This is a genomic window from Anabaena sp. WFMT (assembly GCF_051781005.1).
Taxonomy (GTDB): Bacteria; Cyanobacteriota; Cyanobacteriia; order Cyanobacteriales; family Nostocaceae; genus Anabaena.
The window spans coordinates 35,213-50,818 of record NZ_JBPWOA010000023.1; the positions used below are offsets into that span (position 1 = coordinate 35,213).

Consider the following 15,606-nt stretch of genomic DNA (forward strand, 5'->3'; position numbering starts at 1 on the left):
GAACTGGTACAACAAGTGCGATCGCTTATTCATGATCATATCCAGCGACTACATAGCACCATGCCATTATGGGGAGTAGATCACTGGGTTCCTTTAGGTGATTTGTTTGTGGATGTGAACATCCTAGAGGAACTCAGCAGTAATCGGAAGTCAGAACTCGATGACCTGTGGCAAGACTTCAGTAAGAATCCAAGTTATCGCAGTTTAGATCGCATTGGCTTGGGTGGAGAACGGGAAAGGATTTCAGGACTAGAAGTGCTGGAAAAAAATACGAATTTAATGGTAGTGGGTAAACCAGGTTCAGGGAAGACCACTTATTTGCAGCGAGTAGTTACGGAATGCAACGCTGGCAATTTACAAACGCACCGAATTCCAGCTTTGATTAAACTGCGAGAATTTGTAGATGATGGACGTAAATTTGCCTATTCACTGGAGGCATATTTTGAGCAGTGCTGGCAGTTATCAAATGCAGAAATTAATTTGATTTTCAATCAAGGTCGGGTATTGCTGTTGCTAGACGGGTTAGATGAAGTCACAGGAGAAGACGGTAAGAACATCACCAAGCAAATTAAGCAGTTTGCTCGTTCTTATTCACAGGTACAGGTAATTGTCACCTGTCGGACGCAAAGCCAAGAATCACGGTTTGATCGGTTTGACTATGTAGAAATAGCAGATTTTAATGAAGCCCAGCTGCGATCGTTTGCCGAGCATTGGTTTAAGGCTGTCATGAAGGATGAGTCAGCAGGATTAAAACGGTCAAATGAGTTTCTGAGTCAGCTTTTTCTTGATGCGAATAAGCCAATTCGGGATTTAGCAATTACACCGATTTTGCTGAGTTTGACCTGTGCTGTATTTCACCAAACAGGCAAGTTTTACTCAAAGCGTTCCAAACTTTATGAGGAAGGATTAGAGCTACTGTTAGAGCGGTGGGACAAGTCACGGGAGATTGAGAGAGATGAGATTTATCGAGATTTATCACTGGAACGAAAGCTAGAATTACTTAGTTATCTAGCAGTGAAAAAGTTTGAGCAGCCACAGTATGTATTGTTTGAGCAGACGGAAATTGAGGGTTCCATTGCAGAGTTTTTGGGAGTTGGGCTGCGGGATAGTCGAACAGTGTTGAGAGCGATCGCATCTCAGCATGGGTTGTTGATTGAGAGGGCTGATAAAGTTTGGTCATTTTCACATCTCACCTTCCATGAATATTTTGTTGCAATGAAGATTATCACTGTTCAGAAGTTTTTAGTTAAGGAACTGCAAGCCCTGATTAACCACATCACTAAAAAACATTGGCGTGAAGTCTTTTTAATGGCTACCGAAATGTCACCCAATGCTGATGACTTGTTATTAGGGATGAAACAAGCAATAGATTCTTTATTGGCAAGAGATACCAATTTTCAAATATTTTTGCACTGGCTAAAAGAAAAATCTAACACTGTGAAAACCCAATACAAGCCTTATGCTGTTAGAGCATTTTATATATATTTAATCGGACGAACCAGCAACATTATTCCCCTGACTGGTAATGAACTCTATTGTAAGCTAGATCCTAATCTTCATGGTGATCTCTCCCTTTTTCGTGAGATTGCTATTTTCCTTGCTAAAACTCACAACAGCCCTCTATTTAAATTTTTATCTAATGCTTTTGTCTGGGCAAGAATTTATGATTTATTTGAGGCACTTCATCTCTCTCTCTTTTCTGCTTACGAAATGGCTCTTGATCTAGCTTTATCTCTTATGCTTTCTATCACCCTAGATAAGAATAATGATAATGATATTAAACTTCTTGGCGACTTGTCTTTATCCGTCACCCTTGCTCTACTCTTAACACAAGAGCTAGGAAATGAACAATTATACCAAAAATTACAAATTCTTAGGACTAAACTACCTGATCCTCAAAATGACTGTTATGCTTTTCAATCTTGGCAACAAATGGATCGAGGTATTTGGCGACAAGAGTTAATAGATAATGTCATTAAAAATGATGACTTAGCTTATAATTGGCAATTTTCACAAAATGAAATAGATTTATTATCCCAATATGTTTTTTGCAATCAAGTTCTGGTAGACTGTTTAAATAATGATGTTATGACAGATGAACTAAGTATTGAAATTAAGGATACATTATTACTACCCATCGCCGAAATCGAAAAACGCAAACGTGAAACGGCATAATAGAGAGATCATCTCATAATTTGTATTGAATTTTAGGCTACATCATCAGAGAGAAATTTAGGAATTTGATTGTAAACTTCTGAATTTTCTGCAAATGCCTGACGTAAATCATATTGTGTTTGTAAATTTAACCAAAACTGGGCAGTGTTGCCAAAATAGTAAGATAGACGCAAAGCTGTATCTGCTGTAATACTGCGCTTTCCAGATAAAATTTCGCTAATTCGTGTCTGAGATACACCTATATCTTTGCTTAATCTATAAGGTGTGATATTCAACGGTTCTAAGAATTCTAGTTGCAGGATTTCGCCTGGATGAATGTTTGGCAAATGGTTGTTATTCATCATGATTTTTATACTTAGTGGTAATCGACTATTTCAACTTCTGAAGCATTGTTTTCATCTGTTCAAACAAAGCAAATCTACCATCGCTTACAATTTAACCATGAGCATATTATCCTAAATTTTTTATAACCTTTAACATGACAGAACTCAACCCAGATATAACCGGAATTATCACAATCACATTGCAACCCCAAAGCAATGGACAGTATATTTGTCAGTTATCACCATCCCTGAGTGATTCTCCTAGAGAAAATATACAATGCTATGGTCAAACAAAAGAACACGCGATCGCGATCGCCTTAGAACAACTAGCCGATGAGTATCGTCGAATAGCGGAAGAACAACAAAATATAGATTGGCTGACAGTGGAGCGATCGGACTCTGGAGAACCAATTACCAAACATTATCATGTAATTCTGCACTACGAACGTATTGCTGAGGAAGAGTCGAAATTTGAAACAATACACAATACAATTATGGGCAATACGGTGGTGGAGAATGCTAAAATCACCGTGATTGAGATTGATCCAGAGATACCAATTGATCCATTAACGCGAGCTTGGGATTGATTATCTTAAACCCTATCATTGAGAGATGTAGTTTTCAGATGTCTTTACCCGAATTTCTCACAAGACTGGAAAAATAAGGGTCATAAACTGCCAAAATGTATATTGTCAAAGGATTCTAGCAGTTTGAAGCATGACCCCCAATAAAAACGATTGTATACCGGAACAGTTCATATTTGAACAAGAGAATTCATGTCCAGTTGTAGTAAATTTCAAGGGTGAGCCTGTAACATCTGATGCCGGGTTAACATTAATTGCTGAACTGGACAGAAAAAGAGAAATAACATCGCGGCTGGCAAGATGTTTCAAAGATTACCGACAGCCAAATAAAATTTTACATCCAGTTCATAGCTTAATTGCACAAAGAATATATGGCTTAATCATGGGCTATGAAGATATAAATGACCATGAAAATCTACGTCACGATCCGATATTTGCGCTCTGTGTGGGAAAAGTGGTGAATTCGTCACAAGAATCAATGACATTGGCGGGAAAAAGTACTTTAAATCGTCTGGAACATTGCCCAGAAAATGTATCTACAAGGTGGGATAGTCAATATCATCGTATTGAACATGATGCGTCAGCCATAGAAACACTCTTGGTTGAGCTATTTCTAGAATCTTATCAAAAACCACCAAGACAGATAATTTTGGATTTAGATGTTACTGATGATTTGGTACATGGTAATCAAGAAGAAACATTCTTCAATCCTTATTATAGAGGATATTGTTATGCTCCACTTTACATTTTCTGTGGTAAACATTTACTCGCAGCAAAACTTCGTGCATCTAATGTAGAACCAGCAGAAGGGGGAATAGAAGAATTACAACGAGTTATAAAAATAATCCGCTCACGATGGCAGAACGTAAAAATTATTATTCGAGGAGATAGCGCTTATTCCAGAGAAGAGATTATGGCATGGTGTGAATCTCAAACTGGAATTGACTATGTATTTGGACTCGCACCGAATAATCGTCTAATCCAGCTATCTCAATCAATAAAGTATCGTGCATCCCAAGAATTCGCGGCAAAGATTCAACCCATAGTCAAGTTTTTTGAAACCTTGTTTCCCTCATCACCAGATTTAAAAACCGACGCAGCAGCATTGGTTGATAACTCAATTTGGTATTGTTCTCTTGACTATCAAACTCTAGATAGTTGGAGTCGTAATCGTCGTGTTGTTGCCAAAGTTGAGTATAGCTATGAAGAAGTCGATACTCGCTTTGTAGTGACTTCACTCCCGATTAATAAAATTCCTCCTGGACGACTTTATACTCAAAAATATTGCCCACGAGGCAACATGGAGAATTGCTTAAAAGAACAAAAATTAGGGCTAAAAAGTGATAGAACTAGTACCCATACATTTGCCGGAAATCAATTACGTTTGTGGTTAGCATCTATTGCTTATGTCTTGATGAATGCTCTGCGAGAGCAATGTTTAGCAAAAACAGAACTGAAAAATGCAACTGTTGAGACTATCCGTACACAGTTACTGAAGCTAGGAGCTGTTATTACTATTAGTAAACGACGGGTTTTAATCGCAATTAGTAATGCTTGTCCTTATCAGGAGCTTTTTGCCACGGTTTATCAGTGTTTATCTCGAATACCAAGTCAATCGTTAATTATGACATCATATAATTCGTAATTCATCGCTATTTCTAATTTTTAATAAGTGATTTTTTTGGGGTTATTTTACTTGATTTAACTCATGAATTAGTATGTCAATTTTTATTATTAACAGTTTTCGGCTTCAGTATTAATCACTTCTAATGTATTTGATATATCCTTATATACTTCGGTTTTTACTTTGAGATACTTATCTCTGGAGGTATTTTGATAATGTATCAATTAAATTGTCGTCAATTTGGTTAACCTAAGCGTTTTTATCTCACTTGTGAGAAATCCGGGTTTAGTTGTTTGGAACTAAATTGCGATCGCATAGAGATATCCGTAGGAATCGCAAAGCACTCTGTAATAATTGCCTTATTCCCACAATCTAATCACGCTTTTGCCGTTTAGCCATCTTTGCAAAAGGTAGAGAACAATGAGGACATTGACCTTTAACCCAATCTGCGGGAATAGGGAAAGGAGTTTCACAGTTAGTACATTTTATTAATAAACGTAAATTATGGCGATCGCACCTAATTTTATCTTTAAACTGCCACTCAACCCGATGACAAGGAGATTCTGCATAACAAGCCCCGCATAACCGAATTGGTCTAGGTTTCATCGTCATTCCCTGAGATGGGAGCATTTCCATTAATCTATCCACATTAACTCCCACCACAGAGGACAAAGCCTCCAACTCTTGTGGAGTAGGAAATGGATTGAAATAAAGCTTCTCCCAACGTGAAATTATTGCACCAAGACCAGCAATTTTTCCCAACGAGTATCCTGACGGTAGGCTGTTAGCCTTAAACCGTCGCAAATGCCCCAAATAATGACTAATACTCTCCCCCTCATAAGGTTCAACATAGCCTAACTTTGGGCGAATTTCATCATCTTCATTAATTCCTATTTCTGTTTTCGAGAGGAATATATTTTGTGCCATAACAACTAGCAATTTTTTCTAAAATACTTTCATCAACTCGGTGAAATCCATTTTTAAGAGAATGTAAAACAGCCTTAGTTAATATCTTTATTAAAATTCCCATTCGCGCATTTGTACTAACTGCTAAAATCTCAAAAATATTGCCTTCAGCTAAATTAGACGCTTCTGGAAGAGATAAAACATCCAATTCAATTGTAGTTAATGTTTTTTTGAAATCATCATATTCCAACCGTTCAAATTCATATAGTGTAGGAAAATTAGTCAATAAATCACAATCTTGTAAAAGTTCATCTAACTCCTTAACTCCAGCTAAAACAATAGGAACATTACACTCTTCAAAAAGTTGTTTCAAGTCTAGCAATGCTTCTTTTTGAAGATGTTCTGCATTATCTATAATCACCAATTCTAATCCAAATAGTTCCAGACTAGCCGCTAATCTTGGACGTAAATCCTGCCTTTTACCTGTTGGTGCAGCATGGTTAATATCCTTTAGAATTTCTGAAAATAGCCGCTTAGAACTCAATGAAGACCAAGCCTTTACATAGGAAACTCGTTTTTTATCCTCATCTCTATAGTGAAGGGCGGCTCTGCTTTTTCCTACATTCCTTGGTCCAATGATTCGACCACATTGTTTGAGAATACGCAATTCATCTAACCATCTGAAACATTCCGAAGCCCGATCAGTTGTGATAAAACAAGCTCTAAAAATCTCTTCAATATCAATAGTTTTAGCAATTTGAGCTTTGATGTCTAACCTTGGGGCTAGGACTTCAACAATAGATTGAGTTGCAAGTTGAGGTTGCGCCATAATTTACCAAATCTTGTTCAAATTTTTTTGACGGTTAGAGAAAACTAACTTATGTCTCTCTTCTTCTTGAGGGTTAGGTGAAGTTGATAGATTTTCTTGTGGTTGCTGTTCTATCTTTTCAAGCTTGATTTCTTCCCTGGAAATTCTCTCTGGTAAAACTTCCTTATTTTCTTGTTTCTTCAAAGATTTGGAAGTCCTACTTTTGCGTAGTTCAATAACATTGGAATTTTTCTTGGATGCAGAACGGAGACGCTTTTGTTCTGAGTTTCTTTTTGCTTTTTTATCCTCTTTACGCTCTTCTACAAGTTCCTTGCGTTTACCCAATGCTAATAAAGCATCATAGTTAAAATGCTCCTTACGAGCGTTACTTCGCTCTTTATTCAGGGCTTTCAATTCCTCTATACTCAAATCATGGGTATCCATATTAACGGCATGAGCATAACCCAAAAATTCCTCTGCATTATCATCAGTTTCACCACTGTAGATATATAAACTCAGAATATGATCTGGATCATATCTCAGCGTTACATATTCACCTTTATGTGCTTTGAGAAATTCTCCCCGATAAATCAGGTTTTCAAATTGAATAGATCCATGAGCTTGAACAACTCGTTGGGCTTCTTTCATCAAACAAATATCTAATTCTCGCTCATCCAAAGGTTCAGGTAGTTTTCCTCCCATACCCTTAAACCAGCGTTCAAATCTCGTATCACGAGGCTCTTTAGGATAAGGCTCGTGATTATAGATATCACAAAAGAAACTAGCGAGAATTTTATCCAAATCGTGAATAGTTAAACAGGCTTCTTTCTCAGCATTTTCGGGGCGTTCTTGAACGTTTGCCCCTGTATAACCGGGTAAATCTTTGAGAACTTGAGTATTAATAGTTTTGAAAATTCGTTCAACAATACCGCCTTCCGGTGGGCGATCTCTCAATTCACACTGAAATCCTAATTTCTTACCAATAGCCTTGAGGTGTTTTGAGCGAAAATCTTTACCACCATCAGTAAAAAAATATTGATAGGGGTGTCCACATACATCCCAAGACTTATTAAGTTGATAATCTTCAGGGTAGTTTTTAGGTAAAATAGCGTGTCTTAAAGCTAAAGCCACCTCTGTAGAACCGGGTTGTTTAATCCATAAGCGAAAACCAACAACACAGCTTGAAAAAGTATCCACAATAGTAGTTAGCCAAGGACGATCAGACAGTAAATTGCCATGATTATCAACTATGCGAACATCTAATTTAGTATGGTCACACTGAATAATTTGGTTACTAAAATCAGCCCTCAGTAGTTCGCCATTTCGTGTTACTACTGTCATCCAAGATCCCGAACCCGGATTTCTAACTCTTGTTTTCCGTTTATGTTGCTCAATTAAAGGATCTAAAATTCTATAGACAGTGGCTTGATGAGGATATTCTCCTAGCTTCAGTCCAAGATCCACAATTGCGTGTCGCTTCACTTCACGAACTATGGATGCTGGTGATATTGGATGTTTTTCTTTCAGACTCTTTTCATAGATTGTTGTGATGAAGTTTTGCCAATATTCGCTAACTCGATATTTTCCCTTATCGGCTCGTTCTATTCCTGCTGTCTCTCTTAACTTGTCTTCATCGTATTGCTTGAGAAGACGTTCCACCTGGCGAGTAGAAACATCAAGGGTATTTGCAACTGCCTGTTTTCTCTGAGACTTAATAGTGCGGTTGGGAGATTCAGCAAGCCACTGGATTAGATTAAATGTCAGTTTATGTCTATCCGACGTTGCCAGAATAATTTGGGATGGATCTACCACAAAATTACTCTTGTCAAGCAAAATAGCATCTGGAACTTGCGTCGAGTCTTCAGTGAATTCAAATTCTTCATCTGCCATAGAGTGAAACCCACTCATGAATAATTAAGGTACTAATGTACCATGAATTACTCAAAAATGCGACATCTAATTTGCAAAATACCAAAATCTTAACAAACGACATTTAATTTGCGAACCAGGTTTTGCGACATACAATATGCGAATTAGGTAACTTAGTCTTTTGTAGGGGTAAATAGCTTATGATGCTTATAGAATAAAGGTTTTAGTCCTTAAAAGCAGTTGCGACATGACTTGCGAACTGCGACATTTAATTTGCGAACGTACACCGATTTTGCATTAGCAAGTGAATGTTGCTAACTTCAAAGATTTTCAGCGTTTTCATTATGAAACTCTAACCTCCATATACCTGAGGCCAAGTTGTCCACAAAAAAATTATTACTGCACCAACGGCTAATAAACCTTGAAGCAAATTACCTACCAACGTTCCTACAGTGATTCCGATACCAGCTTTAACTGCCTTTCCTAAATCTTTTTGATAAAGATATTCACCGACAATTGCACCTAAAAGTGGACCGATTAACATTCCCAAGAGTGGTCCACCAAATGGTAAAGCTGGCAATAAGCCAAAGAATCCTAAAAACAAACCCACAAACGCACCAATTTGTCCCCATTTACTAGCACCGGCTTGTTTAGCACCCAAGTAGCCAGCTAGGAAATCAACTCCCATGCTCAGAAGCAGAACAACAACTGTAACAATCAGGGGAATTTTAATCGCTGCAAAGGAACTACTGACAATTCCCCAAATAATAATTGCAATTAAAATTAAGCTGCTTCCTGGAATGGCTGGAACTACGGAACCAATTACACCCACGAGCATGATAGCTATTAATAACCAGTAAATAATTTGCATAATTAATTGCTAATAATTCAGGAGTCAGATAAATATTACCCATTACCCATAGTCACCGCTAATTTATCAGCGATTCCCGCAATCCATGTTTCATCTTGTTTGGTGTAACTACGAGGAGCATTTGCTCCTAAAATTAGAACACCTTCTTTACCTATAGGTTGACAAATTACACCTTGTGTATTTTCTGGTAAATAATCAAATTCTATTTTGCCTGGATACACATATAAAGCAACCAGATAAATTGGCTTTTGTGTTTCCAATACTCGTTTTAAGATTGTTCCGGGGATGACTTCAGATTTAGGAGCCAGAATACCGCGACGTAACAAAACTTGGCCTTGATAGTAAACTATGAGCGATCGCGTCACTGTATTAGTCAATAATAAACGGGATGCCCAAGCTAGTTCTGTTTTCACGGTTTCTGGTAAATCTGGCGCTAAGAAAAAACCTTCTTCCCCAATTAGTTCTACTGTATCAGGCGATCGCGGCTGTACCTGCTGCCAAATTAAACCTGTTAAAATTAACACCGCGCTCAAAATCACTCCCAACACATCCCCTCGTGCTTGAGAATTTGTCAGTTCCGGCGTTAACAACCGATTAATCAACAAAAGTACAGCACCTAAACCCCCAACTACCAAGGGTAAACGCCGCAAAACTCGATTTGGATCAGATTTTGTCATTAGTCATTAGTCAGTGGTAATTGGGAAAGAATATTTATTTATCTTTCCCCCCTGCTCCCTGCTCCCTGCTCCCTGCTCCCTGCTTCTTACTCCTCTCCCGCTTCCAGTATGCGTTGAAAAAGATAACCAGTGCCTCTGGCTGTGAGAATCAGTTCTGGGTTACTAGGATCATCTTCTAATTTTGCCCGTAAACGGGAGATATGCACATCTACCACGCGAGTATCTACGTGGCGTTCTGGCGTGTATCCCCAAACTTCTTGTAAAATTTCTGAACGGGAAAAAGCTTCTCCAGAGCGACTTACTAACAACTCTAGTAAGCTGAATTCCATACCTGTTAAGCGAATACGCTCATCCCCTTTGTAAACTTGGCGCTTATTCGTATCAATTTTGATATTCCCGACATGAATCACCCCAGAACTAGGAATACCAGTTGCACCGGTTTTATCTACTCTTCGTAATACTGAGCGAATGCGAGCTTCTAATTCTTTGGGGGAGAATGGTTTAACTACATAGTCATCAGCACCTAATTCTAGTCCGGTGATGCGATCAGCTACATCCCCTAAGGCTGTTAACATGATAATGGGAACATCGGACTCTTTACGTAATTCTTGACAAACACCATAGCCATCTAGCTTAGGCATCATTACGTCCAAAACTACCAAGTCTGGTTCAGTTTTGCGAAATATGTCTAGGGCTTCTTCTCCGTCGCCAGCAGTTACTACATCGTAGCCAATCATGGAAAGGCGTGTTTCCAAAATCCGGCGAATGCTGGCTTCGTCGTCTACTACCAGGATTTTTTCTTTATGACTTTCCAAGTTTCCCTAAGCTCCCTAACTAAAATTTTACATGATGAATTTTAATACCATAATATTAAGATATCATTCCATCAACTGATTAGAAAAAACCTGTAAATACTACTCTGATTAGATTTCTGTTTTTTCTAAAACTTAAGAAAGAATTAAGATTCTTTAAGAAAAATTAAGCATGGCAAAGCCAAAAACTATATTCATTTGCAGTAATTGTGCAGCAGAGTTCTCCCAATGGTTTGGAAAGTGTTCAAATTGTGACACTTATGATTCTTTGATAGAACAGAATCCCAGCCCTTTTGGAGTGGATGTACCTAGTCGGGGGGGAGTTGGTAATTGGCACGCTGCTCAAACTCACAATAAATCTAGTACTAAATTAACTAAACCGGCTAAAGCAAGAGCTTCTCTGACATTTGATCAAATTAGCGATCGCCAAATTGCTCGTTGGGAATCTGGTTATGGTGAACTAGATCGGGTACTTGGTGGTGGAGTTGTTCCTGGTTCAATGGTGCTAATTGGCGGTGATCCAGGAATTGGTAAATCTACTTTACTCTTACAAGTATCCAATCAATTGGCGCAAAAATACCGCATTCTCTACGTCACTGGGGAAGAATCAGGACAACAGGTAAAGTTACGCGCCTCTCGTTTGGGAATGTCAAAACCCTTAACTGTGATTACTGAGGAGAAAGCAAGCGAGGATTCAGACGAAAAAGTAACTAACGATTTACAAGAAATTACTGAATTAGAAATCGATCCCGACAGTATCGGTGCAGATTTATATGTTTTACCAGAAACAGATTTAGAAGAAATATTACGAGAAATAGATTCCCTCAAACCAAATGTGGCAGTGATTGATAGTATACAAACTGTCTTTTTTCCGGCTTTGACATCTGCACCCGGTTCAGTCGCCCAAGTTCGTGAATGTACAGCAGCCTTAATGAAGGTGGCAAAACACGAAGATGTCACCATGTTAATTGTCGGCCACGTCACCAAAGAAGGTGCGATCGCAGGTCCGAAAGTTTTAGAACATTTAGTTGATACAGTATTGTATTTTGAGGGCGATCGCTTTGCCTCTCACCGATTATTAAGAACAGTAAAAAACCGTTTCGGAGCAACGCACGAAATTGGTATATTTGAAATGGTAGCGCAAGGATTACGGGAAGTTGACAACCCCTCAGAATTGTTTTTAGGTAATCGAGATGATCCCGCACCGGGTACAGCTATTGTCGTAGCTTGCGAAGGAACAAGACCAATAGTTGTAGAATTACAAGCTTTAGTTAGTCCTACCAGTTATCCTTCACCCCGACGGGCAGGAACTGGGATAGATTATAACCGTTTAGTGCAGATTCTCGCAGTATTAGAAAAGCGAGTAGGGATACCCATGTCGAAATTAGATTCCTACGTTGCATCTGCTGGGGGTTTGAGCGTAGAAGAACCTGCTGTAGATTTAGGAATAGCGATCGCAATTGTTGCCAGTTTCCGTGACAGAATAGTTGATCCCGGTACTGTTTTAATCGGGGAAGTTGGATTAGGTGGACAAGTGAGATCAGTGTCCCAAATGGAATTGCGGTTAAAAGAAGCAGCGAAATTAGGCTTTAAAAGAGCGATCGTTCCCAAAGGAACAAAATTCCCCGATTTAAATATCGAGATTTTACCAGTATCCAAGGTAATAGATGCAATTATCGCCGCCATTCCCCATCAAGAACTGACAGAAGGAGATTTAGAACCTGACGAGGAAGACGAGGATGATTGAAAAAGAGGCAAGGGAGCAGGGAGCAGGGGGGACAGTACCCTGCGGGAAGCTGGCGCAACAGATGGGGATTCGACACTTCGACAAAGCTTAGTGACCACCCCACCTGGACGAGAACCACTTTGTAGAAGTGGGGAACTCAGACCCTTCGCTCCGCTTCACGGCAGGAGGAAGGGGTTCATTTCTCCCTGCCTCTTCGTTGATAAACTGATTTGTGAAAAAGTTGTTTAGTAACAGGATTTAGTAAGGGTTTAGCAGTGCTAAACCTACAGGATTCAGGAGAATTTATGAATAAATCATCGTGTTTCATAATTTTGTTTAATCCAGTTTTGGTATGTGCCTGTACATACAGAGTCTACCCAATCAGAGTTATTGAGATACCACTGAACTGTTTTTAATAGACCACTATCGAAATTTTCTTTTGGTTGCCAGCCTAAATCTCTGCTGATTTTACTACAATCAATTGCATAGCGACGATCATGCCCAGGTCGGTCTTTAATAAAGGTAATTAGAGAAGAATATTTAAAATTATCTTTAGGTGCTAATTCATCAAGAATCGCACAAATTTTTTCCACAACTACTAAATTAGTTCGTTCATTTATGCCCCCAATATTGTATGTTTCACCAATATTTCCCTCTCTCAAAACAAGATCAATAGCCTCACAGTGATCACTTACATATAGCCAATCTCTGATATTTTGTCCATCACCATATATAGGTAAATCTTTACCATTTAAAGCATTGAGAATGGTCAAAGGAATCAGTTTTTCAGGAAATTGTAAAGGCCCATAATTATTCGAGCAATTGGTTGTTAAAGTAGGTAAACCGTATGTGTGATAGTAGGAACGAACGAAATGGTCAGCACCCGCCTTAGAAGCTGCATAGGGGCTATTAGGCGCATAGGGTGTATCTTCTCTGAAGGCTGGACTTGTTAGGTTTAATGAACCATATACTTCATCAGTTGATATATGCAAAAAGCGGAAGTTATCTTGTTTTAATGATGTTAATTTTTGCCAATAAACTTTGCTTGATTCTAATAATTGAAATGTGCCTAATACATTAGTTTGAATAAAATTTTGAGGGCTAAGAATTGAACGATCAACATGGGTTTCAGCAGCAAAATTGATTACTGCATCTGGCTGGTATTGATTTAGCAAATAACTTACTAACTCAAAGTTATTAATGTCTCCTTGAACAAAAAAATAGTTGGGATCATCTTGCACATCTGCTAAATTTTGTAAATTACTTGCATAGGTCAGTTTATCTAAATTAATGATATTAGCCCTTTTTTCTTTTCTAGCTTGGAGAACAAAGTTAGCTCCAATAAAGCCCACTCCACCTGTTACTAATAAAGTAGGTATATCATCTTTTTTGAAGTTTGACATATAACCTATTTCGTCCTATTTATTTTTTAAATTAAGTAGAATTTTGGTGATTTCAACAATTTGAATTAGTTAAGCACATAGTTTCATCGGAATTAAACAGTCCCAATTTATCCCATTTTTTGATTATTTAGGAAGATGGCTTTTTAAACCTAATCTTTGAGCAAGTTTTCTCAGTGTATCTTTAGGAAACCAAATTTGGTAGATAATCCTACGGTTTATCAATGGGTAGTTTGCCAAAGGGATATTGAACTTGATTTAATCTCAAGAAATAGCTATCAGGAAAGTTTCTAAAATAATCTTCTGTAATTTCACTAATATGTGGATGAAGATATTCATCACAATTAATAGAGAGAAAATATTTTCCTGACGTATTAAGTAAAGCTGTCACTCTTTGAATGAGTTCTCCTCTAAGAGGACTTGCAATTTGACGCAGGCGAGAATCATTAATATTGATGAAAGGGACGTGAGGTGGATAAACTAAAATAATCTCTGTGCTACCTTGAATTTTCAAGAGTTCTTGTAACCATAATTCTTGTACACCTTCTCTCATGGGAATAATGATAGAAAGCTGAGGATTAGTCATAGAGTGGTAATAGTCATATTTAAACAAATTTGCAAAAGCCTATAATCAATAGTGATGTAAAGCGGTGCGGATAAATTTCAGATGACCCTAATCATCACTTCCAGCAGCCTAACCACTTGTTACACTGCAACTTTCCATTCCCTTTAACAGGGAGAGGCTTAGAACTTATTTTTTTCAATGAAAAGTAAGGTTCCTAAAGCATTTTGAGTATATCTAGAAAAAAGTAAAAATTATAGTAGGGCGAACGGCCGTTCGCCCCTAAGCATCTACTTCATTTACCTGAAAAATACTGTAAATGAATTACAAATCTAGGGTGTTGGTGTAGCTGTAGGTGAGGGCTTTGTTGTTGGTGTTGGTTTGGTTGTGGGTTTAGCTGTAGGTGATGGCTTTGTTGTTGGTGTTGGTTTGGTTGTGGGTGTAGCTGTAGGTGAGGGCTTTGTTGTTGGCGTTGGTTTGGTTGTGGGTGTAGCTGTAGGTGAGGGCTTTGTTGTTGGTGTTGGTTTGGTTGTGGGTTTAGCTGTAGGTGATGGCTTTGTTGTTGGTTGGCTAATTATTTTCTTGGCCTCTTCATTCAACTTCTGACGGAGTACCAAATCAGCAATTCCAGTTTCCTGAAGTTGATTTTTTTTCTGATACTCCTTCACTAATTCTTCCATGCGGGGACTGTAGAATTGATCACGAGGCAAGGCAGGATTTGGCTTGAGTACAGCATTCAAATTTCCTTGCAGAATTTGTACAATGTTGGCAGCAAAAGCTTGAGTTTTTGGTCCGACTTTACCATCAACATTTAACTTGTAGCCCTTTTGAAACTCAGTAATTGCTTTTTTAGTTTCTTCATCAGTTAGTGGACTGTTTGTCACTTTGACGTTATAGCCTAAGCCCCGCAAAACAGCACGGAATTCCTCTGGCTTATAATTACGCTGACGGACTGCAAAAGCAGTATCTGAGATTACTGCACTAACTGTCACTACACAGACCAAAGCGATGGTCGTCCCTGATTTGCCTAAATCACACCACATTATTAAAACTCCTTTGGATAAATAGAAATGCTAACAGATGCATCTTAAGTTTCTTTAAGTTATTTTTTGCTAATTATTCATTAATTTTGATTAATTTGGAATCCTCACGATTATTAACTAATATAAATAAGTTGAGCCTTGATATCTATACAATGGTCTGGTTTTTATTAGCAGTAGTCATTACCAGTCCATACCTTACACCAAGAGCAAGAAATATCAAACTTTC

The 15,606-nt window shown here is 38.2% G+C and carries 14 protein-coding genes; 4 read left to right on the forward strand and 10 right to left on the reverse strand.

Features of this window, described 5'->3' with window-relative positions; genetic code table 11:
* Window positions 1-15: 15 nt before the first annotated feature.
* The gene (locus ACSQ6I_RS14785) at window positions 16-2,175 is read left to right on the forward strand and encodes an NACHT domain-containing protein (protein WP_438891077.1); all 2,160 of its coding nucleotides are present in this window, start codon (window positions 16-18) and stop codon (window positions 2,173-2,175) included.
* 32 nt (window positions 2,176-2,207) lie between these two features.
* On the opposite strand, the gene ACSQ6I_RS14790 is transcribed toward ACSQ6I_RS14785, so the two are convergent.
* A complete protein-coding gene (locus ACSQ6I_RS14790) occupies window positions 2,208-2,516 on the reverse strand; it encodes a HigA family addiction module antitoxin (RefSeq protein ID WP_438891228.1) in 309 nt (102 codons plus the stop codon).
* 137 nt (window positions 2,517-2,653) lie between these two features.
* On the opposite strand from ACSQ6I_RS14790, the gene ACSQ6I_RS14795 reads away from it, so the two are divergent.
* Window positions 2,654-3,085 carry a hypothetical protein gene (locus ACSQ6I_RS14795; RefSeq protein WP_438891078.1) on the forward strand — a complete coding sequence of 144 codons (432 nt, stop codon included), beginning with the start codon at window positions 2,654-2,656 and terminating at the stop codon, window positions 3,083-3,085.
* 130 nt (window positions 3,086-3,215) lie between these two features.
* The gene (locus ACSQ6I_RS14800) at window positions 3,216-4,727 is read left to right on the forward strand and encodes an IS1380 family transposase (RefSeq protein WP_438891079.1); all 1,512 of its coding nucleotides are present in this window, start codon (window positions 3,216-3,218) and stop codon (window positions 4,725-4,727) included.
* 351 nt (window positions 4,728-5,078) lie between these two features.
* On the opposite strand, the gene ACSQ6I_RS14805 is transcribed toward ACSQ6I_RS14800, so the two are convergent.
* The 6 genes from ACSQ6I_RS14805 to rpaB all read right to left on the reverse strand — a co-directional run bounded on the left by ACSQ6I_RS14805 (window position 5,079) and on the right by rpaB (window position 10,652).
* Window positions 5,079-5,633, reverse strand: coding sequence for a hypothetical protein (locus tag ACSQ6I_RS14805; protein ID WP_438891080.1), 555 nt, complete (start codon window positions 5,631-5,633; stop codon window positions 5,079-5,081).
* Complete coding sequence (locus ACSQ6I_RS14810; RefSeq protein ID WP_438891081.1) at window positions 5,590-6,441, reverse strand: AAA family ATPase; 852 nt, start codon at window positions 6,439-6,441, stop codon at window positions 5,590-5,592. The genes ACSQ6I_RS14805 and ACSQ6I_RS14810 overlap by 44 nt, the downstream gene beginning before the upstream one ends.
* A gap of 3 nt (window positions 6,442-6,444) precedes the next feature.
* Entirely contained in the window at window positions 6,445-8,310 is a 1,866-nt protein-coding gene (locus ACSQ6I_RS14815) for a Mu transposase C-terminal domain-containing protein (protein WP_438891082.1), read from the reverse strand.
* Between the two features lie 331 nt (window positions 8,311-8,641).
* Window positions 8,642-9,160: a DUF456 domain-containing protein gene (locus ACSQ6I_RS14820; protein WP_438891083.1), complete on the reverse strand. Its 519-nt coding sequence runs from the start codon at window positions 9,158-9,160 to the stop codon at window positions 8,642-8,644.
* Between the two features lie 35 nt (window positions 9,161-9,195).
* On the reverse strand, window positions 9,196-9,837 hold the full coding sequence (locus ACSQ6I_RS14825) for a cofactor assembly of complex C subunit B (RefSeq protein ID WP_438891084.1): 642 nt from the start codon (window positions 9,835-9,837) through the stop codon (window positions 9,196-9,198).
* 86 nt (window positions 9,838-9,923) lie between these two features.
* Window positions 9,924-10,652 carry a response regulator transcription factor RpaB gene (gene rpaB, locus ACSQ6I_RS14830; protein ID WP_438891085.1) on the reverse strand — a complete coding sequence of 243 codons (729 nt, stop codon included), beginning with the start codon at window positions 10,650-10,652 and terminating at the stop codon, window positions 9,924-9,926.
* A 169-nt stretch (window positions 10,653-10,821) separates the two neighbouring features.
* Between rpaB and radA the strand changes: the two genes are divergently transcribed.
* Complete coding sequence (gene radA, locus ACSQ6I_RS14835; RefSeq protein ID WP_438891086.1) at window positions 10,822-12,396, forward strand: DNA repair protein RadA; 1,575 nt, start codon at window positions 10,822-10,824, stop codon at window positions 12,394-12,396.
* 293 nt (window positions 12,397-12,689) lie between these two features.
* Here the strand turns inward: radA and rfbB are convergent, their stop codons facing one another.
* From rfbB to ACSQ6I_RS14850, 3 genes are all read right to left on the reverse strand, one after another.
* Window positions 12,690-13,778 carry a dTDP-glucose 4,6-dehydratase gene (gene rfbB, locus ACSQ6I_RS14840; RefSeq protein WP_438891087.1) on the reverse strand — a complete coding sequence of 363 codons (1,089 nt, stop codon included), beginning with the start codon at window positions 13,776-13,778 and terminating at the stop codon, window positions 12,690-12,692.
* 208 nt (window positions 13,779-13,986) lie between these two features.
* Window positions 13,987-14,361, reverse strand: a complete 375-nt coding sequence (locus tag ACSQ6I_RS14845) for a hypothetical protein (protein WP_438891088.1) — start codon at window positions 14,359-14,361, stop codon at window positions 13,987-13,989.
* A 308-nt stretch (window positions 14,362-14,669) separates the two neighbouring features.
* Window positions 14,670-15,380: a peptidoglycan-binding domain-containing protein gene (locus ACSQ6I_RS14850; RefSeq protein ID WP_438891089.1), complete on the reverse strand. Its 711-nt coding sequence runs from the start codon at window positions 15,378-15,380 to the stop codon at window positions 14,670-14,672.
* Window positions 15,381-15,606 lie beyond the last annotated feature (226 nt).